This is a genomic window from Pontibacter liquoris, assembly GCF_022758235.1.
Classification (GTDB): Bacteria; Bacteroidota; Bacteroidia; order Cytophagales; family Hymenobacteraceae; genus Pontibacter; species Pontibacter liquoris.
This window is the reverse complement of sequence record NZ_JALEBG010000001.1, coordinates 694,217-720,027: the sequence shown is the minus strand read 5'-3', so window position 1 is coordinate 720,027 and position 25,811 is coordinate 694,217. Positions and strand designations below refer to the sequence as shown.

17 protein-coding genes are annotated in these 25,811 nt (G+C 43.0%); 6 read left to right on the top strand and 11 right to left on the bottom strand.

Features of this window, described 5'->3' with window-relative positions:
- Window positions 1-50 precede the first annotated feature (50 nt).
- From LWL52_RS02930 to LWL52_RS02900, 7 genes are all read right to left on the bottom strand, one after another.
- On the bottom strand, window positions 51-1,052 hold the full coding sequence (locus LWL52_RS02930; protein ID WP_242916771.1) for a sugar transferase: 1,002 nt from the start codon (window positions 1,050-1,052) through the stop codon (window positions 51-53).
- Window positions 1,053-1,797: 745 nt separating this feature from the next.
- Window positions 1,798-3,000, bottom strand: coding sequence for a glycosyltransferase family 4 protein (locus LWL52_RS02925; RefSeq protein ID WP_242916770.1), 1,203 nt, complete (start codon window positions 2,998-3,000; stop codon window positions 1,798-1,800).
- Window positions 3,001-3,012: 12 nt separating this feature from the next.
- Window positions 3,013-4,524 (bottom strand): heparinase II/III domain-containing protein, encoded by a 1,512-nt coding sequence (locus LWL52_RS02920; RefSeq protein ID WP_242916769.1) that lies wholly within the window; start codon window positions 4,522-4,524, stop codon window positions 3,013-3,015.
- A 40-nt stretch (window positions 4,525-4,564) separates the two neighbouring features.
- Complete coding sequence (gene wecB, locus LWL52_RS02915) at window positions 4,565-5,686, bottom strand: non-hydrolyzing UDP-N-acetylglucosamine 2-epimerase (RefSeq protein WP_242916768.1); 1,122 nt, start codon at window positions 5,684-5,686, stop codon at window positions 4,565-4,567.
- 189 nt (window positions 5,687-5,875) lie between these two features.
- Window positions 5,876-6,961, bottom strand: a complete 1,086-nt coding sequence (locus tag LWL52_RS02910) for a glycosyltransferase family 4 protein (RefSeq protein WP_242916767.1) — start codon at window positions 6,959-6,961, stop codon at window positions 5,876-5,878.
- A gap of 90 nt (window positions 6,962-7,051) precedes the next feature.
- A complete protein-coding gene (locus tag LWL52_RS02905) occupies window positions 7,052-7,969 on the bottom strand; it encodes a hypothetical protein (protein ID WP_242916764.1) in 918 nt (305 codons plus the stop codon).
- 307 nt (window positions 7,970-8,276) lie between these two features.
- Window positions 8,277-11,600, bottom strand: a complete 3,324-nt coding sequence (locus LWL52_RS02900) for a T9SS type A sorting domain-containing protein (RefSeq protein WP_242916762.1) — start codon at window positions 11,598-11,600, stop codon at window positions 8,277-8,279.
- Between the two features lie 1,572 nt (window positions 11,601-13,172).
- On the opposite strand from LWL52_RS02900, the gene cysQ reads away from it, so the two are divergent.
- The 6 genes from cysQ (at window position 13,173) to LWL52_RS02870 (ending at window position 19,479) form a co-directional block, all read left to right on the top strand.
- A complete protein-coding gene (cysQ, locus tag LWL52_RS02895) occupies window positions 13,173-13,961 on the top strand; it encodes a 3'(2'),5'-bisphosphate nucleotidase CysQ (protein WP_242916759.1) in 789 nt (262 codons plus the stop codon).
- The gene (locus LWL52_RS02890) at window positions 13,958-15,733 is read left to right on the top strand and encodes an SLC13 family permease (RefSeq protein ID WP_242916757.1); all 1,776 of its coding nucleotides are present in this window, start codon (window positions 13,958-13,960) and stop codon (window positions 15,731-15,733) included. Before cysQ ends, LWL52_RS02890 begins: the two co-directional genes overlap by 4 nt.
- 3 nt (window positions 15,734-15,736) lie before the next feature.
- Window positions 15,737-16,345: an adenylyl-sulfate kinase gene (gene cysC / locus LWL52_RS02885; RefSeq protein WP_255748294.1), complete on the top strand. Its 609-nt coding sequence runs from the start codon at window positions 15,737-15,739 to the stop codon at window positions 16,343-16,345.
- Window positions 16,338-17,243, top strand: coding sequence for a sulfate adenylyltransferase subunit CysD (gene cysD / locus LWL52_RS02880; RefSeq protein WP_242916753.1), 906 nt, complete (start codon window positions 16,338-16,340; stop codon window positions 17,241-17,243). The genes cysC and cysD overlap by 8 nt, the downstream gene beginning before the upstream one ends.
- Window positions 17,244-17,255: 12 nt before the next feature.
- Window positions 17,256-18,497 carry a sulfate adenylyltransferase subunit 1 gene (locus tag LWL52_RS02875; RefSeq protein ID WP_242916751.1) on the top strand — a complete coding sequence of 414 codons (1,242 nt, stop codon included), beginning with the start codon at window positions 17,256-17,258 and terminating at the stop codon, window positions 18,495-18,497.
- Window positions 18,498-18,579: 82 nt separating this feature from the next.
- A complete protein-coding gene (locus tag LWL52_RS02870) occupies window positions 18,580-19,479 on the top strand; it encodes a sulfotransferase (RefSeq protein WP_242916748.1) in 900 nt (299 codons plus the stop codon).
- 259 nt (window positions 19,480-19,738) lie between these two features.
- Here LWL52_RS02870 and LWL52_RS02865 read toward each other — a convergent pair whose 3' ends face one another.
- The 4 genes from LWL52_RS02865 to LWL52_RS02850 form a co-directional block, all read right to left on the bottom strand.
- Window positions 19,739-21,736, bottom strand: a complete 1,998-nt coding sequence (locus LWL52_RS02865) for a T9SS type A sorting domain-containing protein (RefSeq protein WP_242916746.1) — start codon at window positions 21,734-21,736, stop codon at window positions 19,739-19,741.
- A gap of 55 nt (window positions 21,737-21,791) precedes the next feature.
- Window positions 21,792-22,070 carry a hypothetical protein gene (locus LWL52_RS02860; RefSeq protein WP_242916744.1) on the bottom strand — a complete coding sequence of 93 codons (279 nt, stop codon included), beginning with the start codon at window positions 22,068-22,070 and terminating at the stop codon, window positions 21,792-21,794.
- A 1,320-nt stretch (window positions 22,071-23,390) separates the two neighbouring features.
- Window positions 23,391-24,659 carry an O-antigen ligase family protein gene (locus tag LWL52_RS02855; RefSeq protein ID WP_242916742.1) on the bottom strand — a complete coding sequence of 423 codons (1,269 nt, stop codon included), beginning with the start codon at window positions 24,657-24,659 and terminating at the stop codon, window positions 23,391-23,393.
- Complete coding sequence (locus LWL52_RS02850) at window positions 24,640-25,809, bottom strand: glycosyltransferase family 4 protein (protein ID WP_242916740.1); 1,170 nt, start codon at window positions 25,807-25,809, stop codon at window positions 24,640-24,642. The genes LWL52_RS02855 and LWL52_RS02850 overlap by 20 nt, the downstream gene beginning before the upstream one ends.
- Between the last annotated feature and the right edge of the window lie 2 nt (window positions 25,810-25,811).

Sequence of the window (25,811 nt, the reverse complement as noted above, 5' to 3'; positions counted from 1 at the left end):
ATCCGATCTCTTTAAGCGCTTCTGATTGCCTTACGAATAGGTCTAGCTGCTTACAAACTATCTAATGTAAATACCACTCTGATAGTTTGAAGTATAATTTTGAAATCAAGAGAATGAGAGGCGTTTTTCACATAAAACAAGTCATACTCAAGCTTCTGAAGGCTTTGCTCCGGCGTAGCCGTAGGATAGTTAACCTGCGCCCAACCCGTTACACCTGGACGGATGGAATGTCGAAGATTATAATAAGGCGCATCTTCGATCAGCTTCTGCACAATATCTTCTTTCTCTGGTCTTGGCCCGATCAGGCTCATGTGGCCGCATAAAATATTGAAAAGCTGTGGTAACTCGTCTATTTTAGTTTTCCGAAGCACATATCCAACAGGCGTTATTCTGGCATCATTCTTTATAGTATGGCTATTGTTTTCCTTTTCTGGCGAATGATACATAGTGCGCAGCTTGAATATCTTAAACGTACGCCCCTTCATCCCTACCCTTTTCTGAACGAAAAAAGCAGGACCTCTTGATGTACATTTTATCGCTAACACAGCTAAAAGCACCAGCATTAAGGCAAATGGCGCAATCATGAGGCTAACCAGGATATCAATGATACGCTTCTGAAGTATAAACATGCTTCTGGAGCTCACAAAGAACATATCGCTGTTGATAAGCCACGACTTAAAGTGGGCCAGCGGAATACGCTTTGAAAAATTCTCGTGAAAGGAAGCAAGGTTATAGACAGAAATCTGGTTAACCCGCAAGTTGTTAATATGCTTTAGCTGCGATTTGTCTAACGATACAGTAGAACTAGGATCCAGTAACACAACATCATATTTGTTTGAGTTAAGTGTTGCAGCAAGATCCTTTTGGCTGGTACCGTCCCAAAATTCAACCGAATAGAAGTCAGACAGACCAGGTTCTTTTACAAACTCTGCCGCCATATCTCCCGGATGAACGATTAGACACTTTTTAAGCTTAACGTTATATTCTTTGAACACTTTGAGTGTGCTTCGATTAAGAAGGGCTTTGGTAGGTAGAGATATTTGCATACCCATAGTATTGAGGATTATATTAATATAATTAAAATTGTATTTGACAGATTATTTTAACACAAATAAACCGAAGGCTAAAAGAAGATTAAAACAGAGTAACTGTATATACGCCGAAGGCATGTTTGTGTATAGCTAACTGTAAAATTTAATTTATTAAAGAGTTAGAGTTATTGATAAACCAACGGGCTTCTTTAGTGAATGGTTACTAGAAATGAGTAAATCATTTTTTTAAGCTTTTTAATTTAGCTATATATTCCATTAAGGCTTTCCTGTTCACTACTTTTTTAAGAAAACAAACCGCAGGTTATTACTAGTATTCTTTACCATTTGTTTTGTTCTAATGCATAATTATTTTATTTTTAACAGCCTAAACACAACGCCCCATTCTCCTTTCTTTTTCAAAAAGGTTAACGCATTTTGCACGACTATTGGTATTGTAAAGTATAAGCTATTTGAACGTACCACCATCCGGCAATTTTCTTTTTTAACGCCAAATACCTTATACTAAGGACATAACAACCAGGTACAGGAGATTAAATCTTGTTGAAAATTTACAAGGGATAGGGAGCTTACTTGCCTGCAGCTTTTAGCTGGACCATATTGTTTGGGATAAATAACAGGATACCCTCACCACACATAAAAGTCAAGAAAGGAGCTCAGTAGCTTAAAAGAATTCTTATAGGAGCGATGCACCCCTACATGAAAGGATAAAGACAATCCCGGTCTTAAATACCTGTCACTGCCTGGATTATTGCTTAGCGGCATGCACGTCTTCCAGGATGTGCAGCATTTTATCTGCTAAATAATCCTTATCAAAAAACCGGGTAGCCACATCCAGCGCTTTGGCACCCATGTGCTGAATCCTGTCCGGGTTATCTTTCATCCAGATCAACGTTTTTGCCAGCTCTTCCGGGTCATTTGGGTTAAGGGTAAAACCGACGTTGTGCTCGTTTAAAAAATCCTTCATCCACCCCTGTGTGTTCTGAATGACCGGAACACCTGCTGCCAACGATTCAAAAAACTTATTAGGCGATGAAGTATCCAGCACGGGAGTACCTTTTAGCGGCACCAAAGACACGAGCGCTTTCTGAACATAGCCTACCAACTTATCTTTAGGCATTAAGCCAAGCCGGATAAAATTGGTAACACCTTCTTTTTTTGCTTTTTCCTCCAGTTCCTCTCGCTGCTGCCCTTCTCCTATCATAAGAATGGCAATATCAGATCGGCCCAGCTTTCGAAGCTCCTTTGCTGCCTCGTAGAGCCAGTAGGAGTTGTTCACCATGCCAATGTTGCCGGTATAAATAGCATAGTTGTAAGGTTCGACAACACTGTTCGGAAACGGCGCCGGAGTGGAGAAAAGCGGGATGTTAGCAGCATTTGTTACGTCATCGACGTTACGGATACCGAACCTGCGCTTTATATCCTGCGTCATACCTGGCGACAGAGTAATAATGTAAGAAGAAGCTTTGTAACACTGTTTCTCAAACCAGTAACTTAACTTCTTCATCAGCGGGTTATTGATTATGCCTAATTCAATAGCTCCCTCCGGCCAAAGATCGCGCGTTTCAAACACCAGCTTCCGCCCCCGCAGGTAGCGGGCAACCAGCCCCGGTATGCCTACTGTTATTGGCCCTGACGAGGCAATAACCACATCGGCCTTTAAGGTAAGTGCATAATAAGAGGAGAGAATGCTGTATTGAAGAAACGTCCAGATACGTTTGTAAAATGACTGCTTGTTATCAATAACAATATTGAGAACCTTCACGTGAATGCCCTCAAAATATTGGTCTTCTATAAACTTAGTCGCGGTCAGATCTGATTTACTATAGATGCTGGTAACAACCGTTACCTCGTGGCCTTTCTCTACCCATTCTCGGGCAAATTCATACACACGGGTTCCCCAAGAGCCTTTGGGGGTTGCAAAGTACTGGTAGAAGTAAACAATCTTCATAAGGAAGTATAGTTAAAGGAATTCTATTCTGGTTTCGAGCTTATCTTCAAAAAAAACTTTGATTACAGTTGCCGGAATACACTTATTAAATCCGGCTGCCATATTATAAATGCTTTTCTCAATACGTAATGAGTTTACAAATCTCATGGTACCAACCGCTTCCAGGCGCACAGCATCGTTCTCGATTTCACAGGTTACGTCTGGGTGTAAATGAAAGTATGCGACAGCTTCTGTTACGTTGCGCCCCAGCAACTGATCCACCAACATGATCTCGGATGCACCAAAAGTGTAGGTTCTGTTATGCTTTACCTTAAAGTTGTTCAGGTAGCCATCATGTTCCGCAGAAAGTATGTTTGCTTCATCTTTCAGCAGCGCTACATGCGCTCGCTGGCCTACCCTAAACCCACCCCATACGTCAGATTGGTTTGTTTGGTTTACCACAACCGTATTATGTGCCTGGGTAGAACGCTCATAGTTTCTGATTGCTCCTGCCTCGTAGGTAGAAGTACCCGCTTCTACCAGAACCGGACGATCCTTGTAGTGAAGGATAAAGGCAAGCGCATCTGCATGGCCGTGGCCCGCCTGGTATGAAGGGCCAATTTCGGCCACATCCACTACACATTCATACTTGCCCTGCCGGAACATTCTATACCCTGAATCAAATAAGGCGACTGCTGCCGGTGTCAGGCGCAATGCTTCGGCATACCCGAGCAGTTCCCCGGTAGTATAGGTAATGCCGGGCGCGCTATCGTTTAAATAGGGTATATGATTGTCCCGGAAGGTAATGTTTTGGAGCCAGCCAAGCATCAGCGCTGCTTTTGCGCGAAGCTCGGCTAGAAAGGGCTCATCCCTTTCATCGTAATGCTGGTACCAATCAATCAGCTCCAGCATGCGGTAAAGTATGATCTGGTGATACATGGGGCTCAGTTCATACTGTGCACCATCCCCTAGCACCTGTTCCTGTAATTCCTGCTTTAAAAGTTTTTGGCCCAACTCCAGCCATGCAGTCTGCTTAAAGTATGCACCGCCCATAAACAGGGCGAATGCATTTTCAAGGACATGGTTTGCCAGCAGATGATACTCTACCCGACCGGAAAGGAAACGGAGCTCCGCAAACAGCGCTTGCAGCACCTGCTGGTCCTCCAGCTTGTGCCGGCAAAGCAGGCGTATGATGTTCATGGCCCTTACCGATACAGGATACGGCTCCAGTCCTGTAGCATCGCTTTTAAGCTTTGCGTGCAAACTATAAAGCCATTCCAGCCGCTTCGCTAACGGAATTTCTTCCTGCAACACATAATGTGCATAATGCAGGTTATAATTCCAAAGCTTGCCATGCTGCATATAATCCCAATCTACCTCCTTCTTAAAGCAGACCGGCTTGTTTAAGAAATCAAATGTTCCGTGCGCATCGGCACAGGAAAGAGGCGGAAGAAAATCAGAAAAAGTTAATGGCTGTACTTCCGGAATACCCCCATCCGGTTGATAGGCGCCCAAAGGCTTGATTTTGCGGAGGCGGTAAGCCACCTGGTATATAACCTGTCTGCTTTTTAGGTGCCGTACGGTATTAATAAGCAGGGCAGCTTTCTTCATTTTTTACGTGAAATATTTCACAAATATGCGCTACAATACGTTTTGCTGTCTGGCCATCCCAAAGCGGAGGAATGCTGCCTTTCTTCCAGTTACCCGCATATAAACGGTCCAGCGCCTGCTTTAAAGCTTGCGGATCGCTGCCCAGCAATTCGTTTGTTCCAAGGGTACAGGTTTCTGGCCTTTCAGTAGAATTTCGCAACGTCATGCAGGGCACGCCCATTACAGTAGTTTCTTCAGTAATACCACCCGAATCTGTAATAACCCCTTTGGCATGCTGCACCAGGTAATTGAATTCCAAGTATCCCAACGGGTCTACCATTTTAACCTGCTTTAACGCAATGCCAAACTTCTGCAGGTTATTACGCGTGCGCGGATGCACCGGAAAAATAACCGGAAGCTTGTTATCGCCGTTTTCCAGCACATCGAGCAACTTCTTCAGCTGCTCCGGATCATCCACGTTAGAGGGGCGGTGCAGCGTCATCACCAGGTATTGCTTTTCACTTAATCCATACGTATCCCAAAAAGGCGGCTGCGTAAAGTTGGGCATCTGCTTCAACAAGGTGTCTATCATGGTATTGCCCACAAATAATATCTTTTCGGGGGCAATGCCCGAGTTCTTCAGGTTGTTGTTCGCTACCTCAGAAGTAGTAAAAAAGTAATTACTGATACTATCGGTTACCAGGCGGTTTATTTCCTCCGGCATGGTCCAGTCGCCTGAGCGAATGCCTCCTTCCACATGCGCTACCGGAATGCAAAGTTTCTGGGCCGTGATGGCACATGCCATGGTTGAGGTTACATCGCCTACCACAATTACCAGGTCGGGCCTATTCTCCTGTAGTTCCTTCTCGAAACGTACCATAATAGCAGCAGTCTGTTCGGCCTGGGTGCCGCCACCTGCTTCCAGGTTTACGTCTGGCTCCGGAATACCCAACTGCTCAAAAAAGGCACCAGACATTTTTTTGTCGTAATGCTGGCCTGTATGAATTAAGCGGTAAGAGATATTCTTGCCCTCTTCTTTTGCCTTTTTAATTTCTTCGATGATGGGGGCTATTTTCATGAAGTTCGGGCGAGCACCAGCTATGATAGCTACAAGCATAAGGGTTTGGTTTTAAGTGTCGAAATGTTTTAACAGGTATAGACAGTGCTTCTATGACTTGCCTGCCTATCCTATACATTGTATAATCTTATTGTTATGTAAGCGAATGGGTTGCGGAAACAGTGTACCGCCATCCGGAAATGCTTTGTCCGGGAGGGTTCAGCTCCTGCATCACAAAGCGGGCACCTGCTATACAGTATCCATTCCAACTGCCATGGCTTTATCCGGGCGCCTGGACATAGTATAATTAAAGGCATCCAGAAAACCTTTAACCATGATATCAGAGCGCAGGTGGTTATCATAATAAGTATAACTACCCTTAGACAGTTCTTCCTGAAGCGCTCTGTTGTTGCAAATTAGCTTTAGTTTTTGAGCCAGTTCCTGTACCCCTCCTTCGTATAAAAGGCTGTTTGTTTCATCACAGTATTCAAACTCGGGCGCGTGCTTCCGGTTCTTATTGGTTATAACAGGCACGCCATAGGCAAAGCTGTGCACCACTCCTAAACCGACGTGGTCAGGTGATACATACGCCAGGGCGTTAAAGAATACCTGCTTCTGCTTTTCTTCCTCAAATACACCGGGCTCAAAAATCACTCTATCCTGCAAGGCATGCTCTTCCACAAGCGATCTGAGCGAAGTGACATCCCCATTACCCACTATTCGCACCTTCACGTATTCAGGTACCTCCTCTCTGATCATGGCAAAAGCTTTGATGAGCGAATCGACGCCCTTGCGCTCCTGAATACGGCCGACATAAAGCAGATCTGTTTTCAGGGCCTCTGCCGATCTCTCTGAATTGCCTACATGCAGGGTATTGCGGGCCACAAACATTTTTTCGCGGGGAATTCCATGCGCCTGGAAATCGGCACATCCGCTTTCGGTATAAAAGATGAGCGCATCGGCCCAATTTGCAAAGTGGAGCTTGGCCTTTCGGGCTATCCAGTAGTTATTGTCTCTGCCAAAGCCCTGCCCCCACAAAATATACTTGGCTTTTCTGGCCGAAAACAAAGTATAAATCCAGCTAGGGCGCCATAGGTTAAAAGAAAACACGATCACATCGTAGTCATCTTTTAGCTTCTTTACTTCCGGCAAGAGTTTAAATTTACCGTATGTTTTTACAGTAGCCTTAAGTTCAATAAACTTGTATACATTATTCGTATGCTCTTCGGTATGAATGATATCGCATTTCTCGATACTTTCATCCATTGCAATTTTTTCCAGTATAGGAATTCTGTAATGTAACAGCCCTAACTCAAAAACAAACAGCACTTTCATAAATTCAATTTATTTAATTCCGAGGAGTCCTTCCCCTTTAAAATATCTGGTTGGAAATAGCTTTCCCGAAAAGCGGGCTATACATTGTTGTTAATACTTGAGTTCTTTTACCAGCGTACTGGCGTATTCCCTCATAAGGGAGTCGTACTCGGCAGGATCTTTGACGGTGGTAATATTTTTGATCCTTTTATCATTTGAGGCATAATCCCACCAAAGCACGCCACTCACCTGGTTATTGTTATGCACATAACTGCCGATGTAATCTACATACGTCGCAAATGCTTCTTTCGGAATCAGAGATTGTCCCTTTATATTATCAGAATAATGGACGCGGTGCCACACAAAAGGGATAACCGGTTTTCCTAATTCCTTGCCATATTGCAGAGCTACATCCAGGTTATCTCTTAAATACTGCAAGTTTCGGTCGCGGCCAACAGCTTCATCAGCATACATGATGTATAACGAAGGGGCTATAAAATCGACTTCTGATAATAGTTTATTTAATTTGCCCGGCTGGTTAAATTTAACTTTCTGCCAATCATGATACGACCTGAAAGGTAGTCCGTAAAACCCGACTTTAACCTGAGGCCTCAGCCGTTTCACTTCCCTTACCAACAACACCCATTGATTTTCCGCATCTCTAAAGCGACTATCCGAAGCATTGTAAATCCTTAAGTTTTTGAATGGCTCCGATTCCCAGTCCAGTACCAGTATTCCGGCACTATCCTTTTTAGGGAACTTATCATCCAGGAAGCGTTCTACACGGGCCAGGTCAACAACGGATTTGTTGTCGCGCTGCACAATGGATCCCTGTGTTTGTAACGTAGCAAACTTAAACCTATGGTCCTTAAAATATTCCGTGGTTTTAGGCCCAAACCTTTCATTGATGATGTATACACTAAACGAGGCAGCTCTTTTCTTTAATGTAGCCTTCTGTACTGCCTGATCATTGGTTTGGGTAAAAAAAGCAATGACAGCGACTAATAAGGCGGCTAAAAATATTTTCACTTTACTAAGCAATTATGATGTTGTAAACTCAACAATGTCATTCAACGGCAATACCTTTTAAAGGTTTATTCATTTCTGCCGGAAACTTGCACCTAAATCCTTAACCATTCAGTAACTAACTTTATTATAATAAGATAGAAAAAGAATAAACATGCATAAATTTATATAAGTAAATATAAGCATGCTTATCAGGGCTCTATCCAGCTTGCTGGTAGTTACATATCCAAAATAAAAAAGGCCCCGGCGTTTGCCGGGGCCTTTTTTATTTTGGATAAATTTTCCTGTGTTACCAGGAAGGTTCAGGTGATTATCTGTTGATCACTACGCGCTTTGTAGTACGGCCGGCAGCGGAGTTTACAGAGAGAATGTAGACGCCTTGGCTTGCGCTTTGCAGGTCCAACTTTGTTGTATGGCCATCAGTAGCGGTGTTCACGCTCTTGCTCAGGATTACTCGGCCATTTACATCAAGCAACTCTATTGTTGCCATACCGGCTTCAGCTGCTGAATTAAGATCCACATGAAGCTCTGTTTTGGCAGGAATAGGGTATACTGTTAATCCAGTAGTAGGACCGGTTTCAGTTGATGCCTTGCTGGTAAGGGCGATGCCGGTTGTACTGTTCACAACAGAGAAGCTTACAGTCTGAGATGTTCCGGCCGTTCCAGTACCTTTTAAGGCAGAATACGGCGTAGCTTTCAACATATAGGAGCCTACTGCAGGCACCCAGGCGTTATAGTCGCCGGAATTATCTCCGAACAAGGCATAAGGTGCGCCTGATTCAATTGTGTTCTGGCTTTTTGCGCCACTCAGCGAAAACACTACACTACCTACTGCTGTGATATTGTTATACCGGATATTCAGGTTTTTGGTCGGGAGGGTTGCCAGGTTCAGAACATCCCCGTTCGTCAGAATCTGAATGTCTTTGTCGGTATCCGCATTTACCAGTACAAGTGTTGGCCCCTGTGGTATGTTAACCACAGCAAAGCTAACCGAGAATGCAGTACCGGCATCGCCAGTGGCTTTAGCACCGGTATAAGGAGTGGCTTTTAAAGTATAGTTACCCACGGCAGGCGTCCAGCTACCAACATCCCCCATCAGGTCGTAAGGAGCCAGTGTTTCGGTAGCTGTTTTGCTCTCAGTACCGCTCATCACAAACTGCACGCTGCCTACAGTGGTGTTGGTCGTAGCCCGGATGTTGAAGCTCTTGGTCTGCAGGGTGGCCAGGTTCAGCGTCGCGCCGCTTGCAAGCGTCTGCAGCTGCTGTCCGGTAGTGGCATCATACAAAGTATAGCTTGTTACGGCCAGCGGCGCCTGGTTGATCACATTGAAGCCGATGGCCAGCGTAGCACCTGTCTCTCCTGTGGCAGCCAAAGCAGCAGTTGCCTGAAGCGTGTAGCTACCTACAGCCGGCGTCCAGCTGCCGGCATCACCCAGCAGTTCGAAAGGAGCTGCAGCATCTGTTACGTTCTTGCTTTCTGCGCCGCTAAGCGCAAAAACCACATTACCGGCCGGAGCACTGGTATTTGCCCGGATGTTGAAGCTTTTGCTGGGAAGGGTTGCCAGGTTGAGCGTCACACCGTTTGCAAGCGTCTGCAGTTCCTGACGTGTGGCTGCGTCAAATAAAGTATAGCTTACAACGGCCGGTGGTGTTTGGTTGATGACAGTAAAGTCTACTACAAAGGTTTTTCCAGCTTCATCAGTCGCATCTAAATATCCTGTAGATTGAAGTGTATAGTTACCTACTGTTGGCGTCCAGCTGCCGGCTTCGCCTGCCAGGTAATAAGGCGCTGTAGCATCTGTTACATTCTTGTTCTCTGCGCCAGTTAAAGTGAACAACACCTTACCGGCCGTATTATTTGTGTTAGCCCGGATGTTGAAGCTCTTGGTCGGCAGGGTGGCCAGGTTCAGCGTCGCGCCGCTTGCAAGCGTCTGCAGCTGCTGTCCGGTAGTGGCATCATACAAAGTATAGCTTGTTACGGCCAGCGGCGCCTGGTTGATCACATTGAAGCCGATGGCCAGCGTAGCACCTGTCTCTCCTGTGGCAGCCAAAGCAGCAGTTGCCTGAAGCGTGTAGCTACCTACAGCCGGCGTCCAGCTGCCGGCATCACCCAGCAGTTCGAAAGGAGCTGCAGCATCTGTTACGTTCTTGCTTTCTGCGCCGCTAAGCGCAAAAACCACATTACCGGCCGGAGCACTGGTATTTGCCCGGATGTTGAAGCTTTTGCTGGGAAGGGTTGCCAGGTTGAGCGTCACACCGTTTGCAAGCGTCTGCAGTTCCTGACGTGTGGCTGCGTCAAATAAAGTATAGCTTACAACGGCCGGTGGTGTTTGGTTGATGACAGTAAAGCTAACGGAAAGTGCAGTACCGGCATCGCCAGTGGCTTTAGCACCTGTATAAGGAGTGGCTTTTAAAGTATAGTTACCCACGGCAGGTGTCCAGCTACCGGTATCTCCCATCAGGTCGTAAGGAGCCAGTGTTTCGGTAGCTGTTTTGCTCCCAGTACCGCTCATCACAAACTGCACGCTGCCTACAGTGGTGTTGGTCGTAGCCCGGATGTTGAAGCTCTTGGTCGGCAGGGTGGCCAGATTCAGCGTCGCGCCGCTTGCAAGCGTCTGCAGCTGCTGTCCGGTAACGGCATCATATAAGGCAAGTTCTACAACCTGCTGCGCAATCACAATTGGAACAGGTAGAGGCTGTGGTAATGGCGCCGGCGCAGCTGTACCCGAATTTAAGGCAGCCTTCATCGATTTAGCCATATTTACGATCATCTGATCATAGGTAGCCTCATCGTATACCGAGCCGTTCAGCCAGTTATTAACACCAGCAAGGTTTTCCAATTTGCCTTCAATGCCATCCCACCAGTACATACCTTTTAGCTTGGCCCCATTATACGAGTAGTCTTTCATGTACTTAACATAGTCCGTATAAACACCTTCCTGCACAATCGCCTTTCCATAGAGTGGGCTACGAAAATGCACACGGTGCCACAGGAAAGGATAAACCGGCTTGCCATACTTCTGTCCATACTTCATGGCCATATCCAGATTATCTTTCATGTACTGCATGTTTCTTGTACGCCCTACCTCTTCGTCGGCAAACAAAAAGTACAGTGATGGCGCAATAAAGTCTACACTTGCCATAATGTTATCCAGTTTACCGGGTGCATTATAGTTAGCTGCCTGCCATTCGTTCCAGGTGCGATACGGTAACATATAATAAGAGAGCTTCAGGTGCGGTCTATACTTTCGTATCTCGCTTAGCAAGTTCAGCAGTGTAGCCTCTGCCGTTTTGAAACGGCTGTCTGTTACAGGGTAATCTCGAAGATCAGCGTAGGGACCAGCTTCCCAGTCTAGCACCAGGTTCTCTGTGGTATTAACATCCGGGTAGAAACGCAGAATAAAGTCTTTTACTTTAGCCGGGTCATACTTAGAGTTCGTGCTGGAATAAACAATATTCCCCTGGGTCATGATGCGCGCATTCTGGGTATCAAATCCATTGCCTTCGAAATAGGTCATTGATTTGTCGCCAAAACGGTATGGAAGTATGAAAATATCGAAAGAGGGAGCCACCTGGGCAAAGGCCTGCGCTGATACGATCAAAAATAAAGTTAATGCGAGTAAATGTTTCTTCATATTGTTTAAATAAAAAGTAATCGATTTTTATTTGTTGACACTGGTTGGTTCCAGCGCCGCCAAGGCAGGAGAATTGCCCGGCTGAAGGTTCTGAATTAGCCGATGAAAAAATTAGACATTGGTCGCACTTCTATTAGCAGCGGCTGCTTCAGCACTCCTTCTAAAAATCGATTACTTCTTTGTATGCCTGGGTTGGTAAAGCTACCAAGCCGGTAAAGGCACGAAACAAAATCCCACCTACTCACTTTTCTATTTCCAGATGTGTGTAGATGTTTGAGGAAATCACCCTTGGCTAAAAGTTGGATTCTCATAAACATTACATTTTTAAGTGTTACACCTTTTTACTACTGAAGCAAAAATATACAAAACACTCAACCTGCAATAGGCACACACCACATTCATTGAAAATTTATACAACTTATATCTTAAACATACGTATTCATCTCACTCTAAAATATAGAATTATATAATTCCAATAATCTGGTATAAAGATTATCTCGCGGATTCATAATGCTTCTTTTCGGTTTTACGATGTATAAACATTGGTATTTAAGCTCTTAACCATTGTTTTACAAAAATGATCTGGATCATCAGAAATCCGGATGCAATAATTCAAAGAGAATAAAAGAGAACAAAACAGTTACCAGCTCACCCTGCTTTCGACAAGCTTTCCTGCATCATTTAATGAAGCGTTATATTTATTCAAAACAAAAAAAGGCTTAATTGATCAGGGAAAGTGGGAAATTTATTGAAATAGTAATTATAGTTTACTCCTAATTAACAATAAGTAATATACAATTAAAATAGCTCTTCCTTAACTACTTTGAATTTGATCCCGAATTATACTGACTGCATTAGCTATGTTTGTAAATTCCCTGTTTTAAGCAGTTGATTTGATATGAAGTTAACTTGTGTTAATGAGTAGAGAGTGCTCACCATACAGTTGACTAGGAGTAAACAGATAAGGTATCTAACGTTAAATATCTTTAAAACCTCATCCATTAGTTCTGGCTAACAGGAAAATCAATAGCTTTTCTCTAAATAGTTAGATAATCACCTGAACGGTTAATGCGAGTCTATCAGGAAATCATAACTGCTATAAACTAGCAGAATCTTCCGTTTGCTTTAGTCTAAAGGTTTTTTAATGAAAATAGAGGATTTTTATTAGATTATTTGAAACCTTTTTCTTTTGCATACTTATATACCTATATATTTCCATTGGCATACATATGCTGCTTTCGCAGGGATACCCCCTGTTACTTAAAGAGATCGCTACAAGCTTATTGTTATTTATAACAAGGCTTTCTCGGGAGTAAAATAAAAGCCACTCCCTTAAAGATGTGAGGCCTAAAAAAGGCTGTAAAACACTTCTAAATACATTTAAAAATCAAATGTTGTTTAAAAGGATAGCCCATACCCGGAATGTATACTATGATTGTTCTGACAGGTGCTCATTTGCCAGAAATATAATACAACCCTTTAATGTATGCTCCCATTAAGACGCTTCACGCCATTTCGCATTTATCGCAGATATAAAACATTGACTAAGCCAAGCAATAACTTCTTTTAAGGATGATAAACACAGAACTTATTATAAATGCTGCACTTAAGGCAGGGCAAAAAGTAAACGACATATATAATGAGAACAGTTTTACAGTAGAATTAAAAGAAGACCTGTCGCCCCTTACTATGGCAGACAAGGCATCGCATGAAATAATAGCGCAAATACTGAAAGAAACACCGTATCCGGTAATAAGCGAAGAAAGCAGGAATGCTGCTTATAGCACCCGGAAGCAATGGCCCGTCTACTGGCTGTTAGATCCTTTGGATGGCACCAAAGAGTTTATTAAGCGTAATGGCGAGTTTACCATTAACATTGCCCTGATTAAGCACAAAGAACCAGTTATGGGAGTTGTTTATGCTCCGATAAAAAAGTGGCTATACATTGGAATAGCCGAGGAGGGCGCCTGGAAATTAGAATTGGCGGATCATGCGCTGCCAAATAACTGGAAAGAGCAAGCACAATTGCTGCCATTAACTACAAGCGAAAAGAAAAGATATACCGTTGTAGGCAGTCGATCTCATGCATCGAAAGAAACAGATGATTTTGTAGCTGGGCTGGAGACCAAGTATGGCGACCTATCTTTTATCTCGATGGGCAGTTCCCTAAAACTTTGCCTGGTAGCAGAAGGGTTAGCAGATATATACCCGCGATTAGCTCCTACCATGGAGTGGGACACTGCCGCCGGCGATGCCATTGCCCGAAGTGCAGGCTGCAAAGTAGTGCAATATATAAATGGTGAACCCCTGCAATATAATAAAGTAGAGCTGTTAAACCCCTGGTTTGTTGTACAGCGATGATATTCGTACTATCCTTTGAGAAAGGAATAACCCTGGCGGTTCTGGTATGGTGCATCGTGGGTTTATCAATTGACAGGATCAGGCCATCCATCGTATTCCTGAGTGGCATACTTGTGCTGATGCTAAGTAAGCTAGTTAAACCAGCAGACTTTCTGCAAAGCATGAGCAATGAATCCATTGTCACCATATTTCTCTTGATTTTTATTACCGCCGGCATAAAGGAGCACTTTAACATCATTGGCTTTTTAAACAGACTTTTTAAATCTGCAAAAACACCTGAGGGATTTATGTTACAGATGACGGCTGGTGTATCTGTTCTTTCTTCAGTTGTAAATAATACACCTATCGTCGCTTTCATGATTCCGTATGTTTACCAATGGTCTAAGCGCAACAAGGTAGCTCCTTCCAAGTTACTTATCCCACTGTCCTTTGCCACTATTGTAGGTGGCATGATGACGGTAATCGGCACCTCAACTAACCTTGTTCTGAATGGCTTTATCCTTTCAAAAGAATCTGAAGGCCTAGCCTTTCTAGACTTTTTTATACCAGGTATACTTGTTACCATTGGAGGCCTGACGTTTTTAGCCACTGTCGGCTATAGACTACTTCCTTCTCGTAGTAACCCCCTGGATGAATTTAAAACGAATGCCAGAGAGTATCTGGTAGAAACATGTATTTCCGATGGCTCCACTCTGGCAGGAAAAAGTATAAACTCTGCCAACTTACGTAATCTGGAAAGAATTTACCTGTTCGAAATTGTAAGGGATGGTAAAATAATCAGCCCTGTAAACCCCGATGAAGTCTTACGAACCGGTGATCACCTTTTTTTTGCAGGCGACACGGAAAAGGTAGTAGAGCTCCTACAACAGGATAATGGCTTACAAATCCCCCCCTCTAATGGACAAGGTATAAAACAACACGTAAACTTAGTAGAGACTGTTATTCCCAGGAATAGTGAACTAACTGGCAGCACGCTGAAAGGAAAACAATTTAGAGACAAGTATGATGCCGCCGTAGTAGCCATTCACCGGAACGGAGAAAATTTGCGTGGCAACATTGGCTCCATTGTGCTGGAGCCGGGCGATTTATTGCTTTTATCAGCAGGGCGTAAGTTTCTGACACGCAATAAAAACGACCGGGACCTTTATACAGTATCCGTGATCGCCAAAAGTAACGGCACGCCTCAATGGAAAAAAACTGTATTTGGCATAGGAATGTGTTTAGTTCTTATGTTAATGGCCACAGGCGTTTTCAACCTCTTTTTTAGCCTTTTTCTCATTATGGTATTAATGGCACTAACCAGCTTGCTTAATGCGAAGGAAATCAAGAAGCTCCTGGATCTGGACCTGCTTATCGTGCTGGGAAGCGCTTTAACACTTAGCAAGGCATTAATTGATACAGGCATTGCAAGCGATGTCGCACTGGTTGTAATTAATTTTCTCCAGGGCTGGGGCAGCTATGGCGTATTAATTGGGTTATTCAGTATTACAGTTCTATTAACCTCCTTTTTAACCAACGTTGCAGCTGTATCTATTATATTTCCTATAACTTATTCTCTGAGCCACCGTATGGGCCTGGATCCAACAGGCTTTTATGTTGCAATTGCTTTCGGGGCATCTGCCAGTTTCTTAACTCCCTTTGGATATCAGACGAATCTTATGATTTATGGGCCCGGTTCCTATAAAGTCAAAGACTTCTTGAAAATTGGTATCCCATTCACTCTGCTTTACGCTGTTATCTGCTTAACCTACATCATTCTTAGGTACTTCTAAATTATGCATGAAAAACTATACATAATTCCGCACTTGCACCAGATAAACAGGGCATGCAGAAACAAGATGAACGGTCATCGCTCCCTAGTCGTGTGGTTTACAGGGCTCTCAGGCAGTGGAAAGTCCACACTCGCCAATTTGATGGAAGTATATCTTTATAATCAAGGATACCATACTTACGTGTTGGATGGAGACAATGTACGAAAGGGCATGAACTGCGATCTTGATTTTTCAGATGAGGCCCGCAAAGAAAACATCAGACGTATAGGAGAAGTAGCAAACCTGATGACTGACGCCGGGCTCGTTGTTCTATCAGCTTTTGTTTCGCCTTTTAAAGAAGACAGAGAACGGGTTCGCACTATTGTAGGCAAAGAAAACTTCATCGAAATTTTTGTGGATTGCCCGATAGAAATCTGCGAGCAACGGGATGTAAAAGGACTTTATGCCAAAGCAAGGGCCGGTGAAATAAAGCATTTTACAGGCATCAGCTCCCCGTTTGAGGCACCGGCAAACCCGCACCTGCATATCTGCTCCGCCCAGGAATCACCAGAAAGCTCCTTACAGAAACTTATTTCTTTCATTGAACCCAAATTGAACTTCAGCCATGAGTAATTATTCTCTAAGCCATTTACAAGAGCTGGAAGCAGAGGCCATTTATGTAATCCGCGAAGTATTTGCGCAATTTGAGCGCCCTGCTATCCTGTTTTCAGGAGGCAAGGACTCGATCGTTGTTACACACCTTGCTCGTAAAGCTTTTTTCCCAGCAAAGATCCCCATGCCCTTGGTACACATCGACACGGGACATAATTTTCCGGAAACCATAGCTTTCAGAGATGTCCTGGTAAAAGACTTAGGTGTTCAGTTAATTGTAGGTTCGGTCCAGGATTCTATTAATAAAGGCCGCTCGAAAGAAGAAACAGGCCGAAACGCCAGCAGGAACGCCTTGCAAACCACTACGCTTTTAGACACCATTGAAGAGTATAAGCTGGATGCCGCTATCGGGGGCGCTCGCCGCGACGAAGAAAAGGCACGCGCCAAAGAGCGCTTCTTCTCGCATCGCGACGACTTTGGCCAGTGGGACCCTAAAAACCAACGTCCCGAGTTATGGAATTTATTTAATGGCCGGAAAAACCAGGGAGAGCACTTCCGCATCTTTCCAATAAGCAACTGGACCGAAATGGATGTCTGGCAATATATCAAGACCGAGAACCTCGCCATACCTTCCCTGTATTTTGCACATCAACGCGAAGTGGTCTTCCGGGACGCTACCTGGCTCCCGGTTTCGGAATACATAAGCATCCGGAATGAAGAACAGGTCATGCGCAAACTTATCCGATTCCGGACTTTAGGGGATATCACGATTACAGGCGGCGTGGAATCTGATGCGGATACCCTCGATAAAATTGTGCAGGAAATAGCGGCTTCCCGCAACACCGAACGCGGTTGCCGCGCCGACGATAAGCGCTCCGAAACATCTATGGAAGACAGAAAAAAGCAAGGATATTTTTAACGGATACAGACTATGCAATTGCTACGATTTACAACTGCCGGCAGTGTTGATGATGGGAAGAGCACCCTCATCGGCCGCTTATTATATGATTCAAAATCCATTTTTGAGGATCAGATGGAAGCCGTCAAGAAATCCAGTGAAAAGAAAGGGCTGGACCATATGGATTTATCCTTATTAACTGACGGCCTGAAAGATGAGCGGGAACAGGGTATCACCATTGATGTAGCCTACCGCTACTTTGCTACTCCCAAGCGAAAATTCATCATTTCGGATACTCCAGGCCATATCCAGTACACACGGAACATGGTAACAGGCGCCTCTACAGCAAACCTGGCTCTGATCTTAATAGATGCTCGCAAAGGGTTAGTAGAACAGACAGCAAGACATTCCTTCATCGCCTCTCTTCTGCAAATCCCGCACATCATAGTATGCGTGAACAAAATGGATCTGGTTGATTACGCTGAAGCGCAATTTGATAAAATTGTGGAACAGTATAAATTTTTTGCTGCAAAGCTTAATGTAACCGATATACGCTTTGTACCCATTAGTGCACTACATGGCGACAATATTGTAAACCGCTCTGAAAATATGCCTTGGTACCAAGGCGAAACACTTTTACATACACTGGAAACAATTCACATAGGCAATGATAAAAACCTTATTGACTGCCGGTTTTCAGTTCAGACGATTATCCGGCCACATAGCGATGAATATCACGATTACAGAGGATATGCCGGCCGTATAGAAGGCGGTGTGTTTAAACCAGGAGACAAGGTATTGGTACTACCCTCAGGTTTTAGTAGCACTATTAAAAGTATAGATACGTTTGAGGGCCCTCTGCAGGAAGCATTTCCACCTATGTCTGTAACTATAAGGCTGCACGATGACATTGACATCAGCCGGGGCGACATGATTGTACGCGAAAATAATCAGCCAGAAATAAGTCAGGACATCGATGTCATGTTGTGTTGGCTAAGCCAGAACAAACCGGTAGCAAATGCAAAATACGTGCTCCGCCATACAACCAACGAGGTTCGCAGCATGATCAAAGAAGTACTATACAAAGTCGATATTAATACGCTGCACCGTATTGAGGACGATAAAGAAATTAACATGAATGAGATTAGCCGGGTGCGCCTACGGACCACAAAACCATTGTTAGCTGATTCCTATACTCGCAATCGCCAGACAGGCAGTCTGATTCTGGTTGACGAGACCACCAATGAAACAGTGGCAGCCGGAATGATTATTTAAGCTATACAAATGCTTTTAAGTAAAGGGAGTTTGATGCTACCCCTTACCTAACTAAACTATAACCCTTTAAATTAAGTCTCTTATGTCTTGGTTGTATATCGCCGGTCGAGGCCACAGTGGCTCAACCTTTCTGGATATTGTTTTAGGCAATAATAAGAAAATAGAGAGTTACGGTGAAGTTATTTCTGCTATTGCCAGGCTGGACAGTAATTGCGGCTGCGGCCAGGTAATGGCTGAATGCCCCTTTTGGTCGTCTGTAATAACATCGTATCAATCATCCAAAAGGGACTGGCTGACAGATGTTCTTTTTCTTAAAGACAGATCACATATTAAATACTGGCCACAACTGCTACTCTCCGGGAGCTATGGAAAAAGAAATGCAGAACTGGTTAAGATCAATGAGGTCATTCATAACCTCATTCAAGATAACGCAAATGCTGATTGGATACTGGACTCTTCTAAAGAGCCTACGAGAGCTTTATTCTTATTGTCTTCTAATCCCCAATCTAAGATTATCCATATATTAAGAGACCCCCTGGATGTAGCTAACAGCTATAAAAAACGGTTTGTAAAGTATGGCTACTTTCGATTTTTGAGAAGAAATTACGAGAGCAAAAAGTACTTTTTCTTTTTTGCTGCTATTATTGGGCTAAGCTGGACCTTTGGCAACTTAATGATCGAGGTAATGAAACTTAAGTATCCTAACAGAATTTTTAAGTTTCAGCACGAGAAGATGCTCTCTCAGTTTGATCAAAGCACGAAAGAACTAGAAGAATTTATCGGAGTAGATTTAAGTGATATCCGGGAGAAGCAAAATTCAAATACCGGTTTTATTGTGGGTCATAACATTGGAGGTAATCATATTAGAAACGATAACAAAATCTTTCTTAAAACAACACCAGACAAACGATCGTTGTCAAAATTAGAAACCATGATTGTGCTGGTTACAACCTGGCCTCTAAGACTGATTTATAAATACTAAGCACCATACTGTCCTGTTTCATAAATTTCCTATCTAAACTCCGCCTTAGTATACTTGCTAAGTAAAAGAATTCAGATCAGCATTTTTATACTTCAAGCATCGGAAGAACTACAAGTATAAAGCAGCAACCAATTATTAGCTATAAACCAGTAGTTTACTGATGACTGCGATAAAGATTTAAATAACAAAAAGCAAACAGGCATACCCAAGGGCATGCCTGTTTGCTTTTATGATTGAGATTTCACTCTCTAATACTTACTTAATTAATCAGCACACGCTTGCTAACACGGCCAGTTGAGGAAGTCACTGTCAGTGAGTAAAGCCCCTCTGGCAGTTCACTTACGTCCAGTTCAATGTGTCGACCGCTGGCAGAAACATTTACTTCTTTTGTTAAAGCCACCTGACCATTTAAGTCGCTCAACTGGATGGTAGTAGTACCCTCCGCCGCATTTGCACCTAAGTCCACGTAAAGAACTGTTGTAGCAGGAACAGGGTATACTGTCAGCTCATCTCCCGAAAGATCTGCTGTTGTAGCCAGCTGATCTTCTGCAGCTACCGCATTGCTGGCAAGCGTTACACCTAAACTGCTGCTTGTATTGTTTACCACTGAGAACTTGATCGTAGAAGAAGCACCTGCTGTGCCTTTACCACTATTCTCAGAATACGCGGTGGCCTTCAGCGTATAACTTCCTAGGGCTGGTGTCCAATCATAGTAGTTACCGTTATCATCACCTGCCAACGTATAAGGCGCTCCTGACTCTGTCACGCTCTTAGTCTGCTCACCACTCAAAGAGAATACAATACTACCTGCATTGGAATCTGGAGTATACCGGATGTTCAGATTCTTGGTTGGAAGTGCTGCCAGGTTTAACGTAGCACCACTAGTCAGCTTCTGGATATCTTTATCTGTATCGGCATTCACAAGTGTAAAGGTGCCGTTTTCAGTTGACGAAGAAGTTGAGTTAATCACTTCAAAATTCAGGGAAAGAGAAGTTCCAGCCGAACCAGAAGCACTTTTACCAGAATAAGGCGTCCCTTTTAGGGTATATGATCCCACGGCTGGTGTCCAGCTGCCATTATCGCCCATCAGCTCGAAAGGAGCAATAGATTCCGTTGATTTTTTGCTTTGTTCTCCACCAAGGGTAAACACCACACTTCCGGTACCTGAACTTGCGTTAGCACGCACATTCAATTTAGTTGAAGGCAAATTAGCCAAGTTCAATGTTGCGCCGTTGCTTAGGGTCTGAATATCTTTTCCTGTGCTGGCATCTTGTAAAGTAAAGCTTGTTACTTTATAAGTATCAGTGCTTGGTGCTGCAATTGGCTCAGGCTCCTCTGTAGTAGTACCAGAATTAAGTGCTGATTTGATAGATTTAGCCATGTTGACGATCATGCCATCGTACGTTGACTCATTGTATACTGAACCGTTCAGCCAGTTTTTGATACCACCAAGGTTTTCCAATCTGCCTTCAACGCCATCCCACCAGTACATACCTTTCAGTTTGACACCATTATACGAGTAGTCCTTCATGTACTTCACATAAGCTGTGTATACATCTTTTTGAATGATATCTTTTCCATACAGCGGACTGCCAAAGTGCACACGGTGCCATAAGAAAGGATAAACTGGCTTGCCATACTTCTGTCCATACTTCATGGCCATATCCAGGTTCTCTTTCATGTACTGCATGTTTCTTGAACGTCCAACCTCTTCATCGGCAAACAACAGGTACAGAGATGGTGAAATAAAATCCATTTTAGACATGATGTTATCCAACTTACCTGGGGCATTGTAGTTGGCAGCCTGCCAGTCGTTCCAAGTACGGAAAGGGAGTGTATAATAAGAAAGCTTCAGATTTGGCCGCATTTTTTTGATATCGCTCATCAAACCTAGTAGCGTAGCTTCAGCAGTCTTAAAACGGCTGTCGCTTTCAGGATAATCACGAAGAGATTTAAAAGGACCTGATTCCCAGTCTAATACCAGCGTTTCATTTGAATTAGCGTCAGGGTAAAACCGCTCGATGAAATTTCTAACCTTAGAAAGGTCGTATTTATTATGATTATCACTATAAACAATATTACCCTGGGTCATAATACGGATATTCTTAGTCTTAAAACCACTTCCTTCGAAGTAGGCCACGGACTTGTCTCCGAATCGGTATGGGAGAATAAAGATGTCAAAGTTAGGGGCTACCTGGGCAAAAGCCTGAGCAGAAAGGATTAGAACTGCAACAAGCGACAATAGATATTTTTTCATTATCTTCTTAAGGATTAATCAAATCAATATTTTAGTTATTAGAAATTGCTGGCGACTAAGCTGTCGCGCAATTGAAGCTGGGATGGAAAGAAACAGTTATCTTTTCAATCAAAGCAGAGCTGCTATCAGAAAAACCTTGATCCTCCAACTGCAGGTGGCGAACCCCTTCCCTACACTTCTCTTCAATAACCTGATTAATCCTTACTAAGCCTTTTACTGTGGCGGGACCACATTCCGGAAGGCTTTCTTCAGATTTCCACCTCCGCAGCTTGCCGCTTCCGGCAGTGCGTTGATGTTTAATAAAATCCCCTTTGGCTAAAAGTTGAAATCTCATAAACATTATATTATACTCTCGTTTAATATTTATTACAGAAGCAAATTTATACAAAAATTCAGAACTGCAATAGCTTTCTATAACTTTCTTTTATTATTTATATAACATATTCGAATACATACCGTAACACTCCAAATTTACTAAGTTAACAACCGTAATTTTTTTATATTTTAAGGATAAGCGTTTAATCAGAAAAAAGAAGGGCATTCGTAAATAAGAAGAAAAATTACTCCTTATATTACTTATTATCAATCATTAGTAGAGATTACTAAAATAATAAGCAAATCAAGAATCAAAAAGGCAGATTTAATTTACAGAAATATATTGGCTTAGTGCTAAAAACTACAGCAATACAAACTATTTAAACCAGAAAACATCTCAAACAATTATCTTTGTTTTTCAATATTTAAAATACCTATTTTTCCGGAATAAAAAACACTCCAATACAGGTTATTTAATATTTTTATCATAAACCATCAAAGACACATATCTTAGCATCTTAATGTTTTAACAAACAAAGTTTTTCTCTATTCATACTTGCTGGAGTAGCGACATCTTTACTTTCTACTTTCTTAGGAGTAACCTCCAGGAGGTAGATCGCGTAAAATGAATAAAGAACACTTCAGTAAGAGGAGAGGCAGACTAGATTTCTAGCTTTTGCTCATCATACCCCTGTCACTTATACATAACCGTGCCAATATTAAAAAAAATACATAATCCATTGTTTATCAATCTATTATGTACTTTTTACAAATAGCAGCTATTTTTAAAGTTGTGGAGTGAAGCGAATAGTGTGGAAATATTCCACAGTTTGTGGAGTAATTGCCCATATAGTCTTTAAGCTCAAGGAGTAATTATGTGGTAAGGGTACAATTAGCTTTATATCTGATGCACGCTTGGCAGCCGCATTAAGCACAATTTCCCCCTGGCGCTTTCCTTTTATTAACTAGTTACATCAGGTCTCTTTTAGCCAGAGTTTTGAGAAATAATTATGCTGGTTAAATGCGAACAAGCCTGTTTATGCTATAATATAGCATAAACAGGCTTGTTTTATGATGCGTAGTTTGCCGAAGAGATCCTACAACAGAGCATACAAAGGGCTGCTAGCTTAAGGAATTTAGAAAAGTCTCGTGCTGATCTAGGCAGCCATTAATGAACAGTTGGGAGGAAGGGACTATAAACGCTTTTATTTGACAGAGTAGCAAGAAACTCTTGCGTAATATGGCAGCTAGGTATAACCAGTGTTAAGCTTTGCATTACTCTGAAATTTACATTGCCGAGAAGGTACGTATATACAAAAGCTATACTTATGCTTCAGGATTAACGCCCATGTGTTACCATTCTTTCCTCGTCTAAGGTTTCAATATAATCAAGTCTTTCCTGCATATAGTTAACTTTATAATCAGCAGCTAGAACAAATGCCATAGAAAACCAAAGCCAACTGGCAGTATAAATCCCTCCGCTGAACTGATTCTGAATAAGGCATTCTAAAAAGATAAGTCCTATCCAGGCTTTATGCGGGACATATTTAAAAATAAACAACGCATTCAAGACAGCTTTTATAACCAGATACACGAAAGGAATAAAGCCAAGAATACCTGTCGTTAAGAGCACTTCCACGAAAATATTATGCGGATAGTTGCCTGTTTCAGGGGACTCGAGCCCAAACCCTAGCAAAGGATTGCGCTTAAAATGTTCCAGTGCTATTTCCCAGATGACGATCCGCTCTGCAGAGGAACTCCCTGATTGAATGCCGTCTCCTATACTCGTAAACCTTTCAATAATGTTGCTCCCGAAATAACTGCTAAGTATAACAATTATTGCACCGGCAAAAACGAGGGCTGCCAGCAAGTAAAAGCTTTTAAGCTTATTTTTTTGATTAACAATAAAAAGCAGAAAGGGAAATATAAGTGCCATAACCGAGCCCCGGGATGCGCCCAGAAAGAAAGGAACACATGAAAGGCCTGCCACTACAAGTAAAAACCATTTACTGACACCTTTTGCTTTGGAAAGCAGCAAAATCAATGAGATGCCCATTGTTAATGAGGCAGAATATGATAAAGCCAGCGGGGATATATAATTTTCGTCCCTGGAAACTGCCAAAGAGATCCGGCCAACAGTACCAATTAAGTCCCGGTAAAAAAGAAGTGTGAATATCGCTAATAGGGCACCTGAAATTAACATGGCAGACCTATAAAGCTTCTGGTCAAGCTCTAAATCCTCTTTCAAATACAAAATTAGAAATGGAAGAAACCCGAACGAAAGAAAATAAAGTAGGAACGACTCATTGCTTATATGGTTTGCTGTTCCCTTTAGCATTTCTAAAGCAATGCGCAGGAGGTATAGAAGCGAAAAAGTCAAAAATGCTAAAAATGGGAGCTGTTTAAAGCTCTTTTTTTTACCAACAAGCAAGAAGCAGATCCCTAAAAGAAGCACAATAAAGACCCTAAGCGGAATAGTGATGTACCTGGAAAGTTGCGGGCCTATGGTGTTGTTACCAACCATCAACAGTACATAATATCCTGAGAAGGTAAAGAATATAGCCCCAAAAAAGGCTATAACATACATTTTATACTTGTTGAAGACCATCAGCTTTCTTTGCTGTTACAGTTTTGCTACGCTGTTTACTGATAATATCAATTAACTTGTCTACGTTGCTTTCAACACTAAAGCGTTCTGCTCTTACCTGGGCGTTCTCTCCCATGGTGGCCCATTTGTTTCTGCTCGCTAAGGAGGCATCAAAGGCATGTTTGTAGGCATCAACAGTTGGTTCCTGTATAAGCCAGCCATTCTCATCCTGCACCAGCATTTCAGATGGGCCGCCTAAGTAGTAGGCCATCACTGGCTTTGCTGCACCCATCGCCTCTGCTACACTAATACCAAAAGGCTCTGCATTTCTGCGGCCGTTGATGATCACATCCACACTTGCATAAAAATCAGGCATGTTCCGGGTCTCCCCTAAAAAATGGACCTGCTGATTTAACAGCACACCGGCTTTCTCCTTTATCATACGTGCAAATTCGGTATCCAGGGGGCCGCCCGCAACTAACAAATGACCGCCGGCAGCAGGTATACTGGAGTTCACAAAGGCTTCCACAACAATGTCCTGCGCTTTATCTTTAAAGATCCGTGAGGCCATTCCATATACCGGTACATTCTCATCCAGGCCCAGCTTAGCCCGATAAGTCGGCTCTCCATTGGTTACCCGCTCGCTCTCAAACCCCGGGTATACAACATACTGGCATTGTTTGCCCAGGGTGTTCTTCGTATAGATACTGTTTGCAACCTGCACAATGTTATACTTTGAGCAGTAATAGTTATAATATTTTTTAGAGAAGGATGAATTAATGGTATTAGGTAAATGCCACAGGCTCACAGTACCCAGCAACTGCGCCAGCTTACCGGCTAGGTGAATATAAGTAGGACGCTGGTAAATAATAGCATCATACTTACGGTCCTTGATTTGCCTGGCAAGCGCAGCTGCCTGCACTGTACCATACTTGCGGGAGGCTACAATTGCCCGTATAATAGTTACTGGCGAGCCACTGTAAGAAGCATTGAACGCCGGAATAACCCATGTGGTGTTACACATGTACTGATACTGTGCCAGCTTATCTCCCTGACCAAGAATCACAGCATCAACTACGACATTCTTTTTCTTCAGTTTATCAATAAACTGTGCCTCGCAGGTAAATATGCCGCCTCCGTCTTCGCTATTAACTATTTTTAAAACTCGCATAC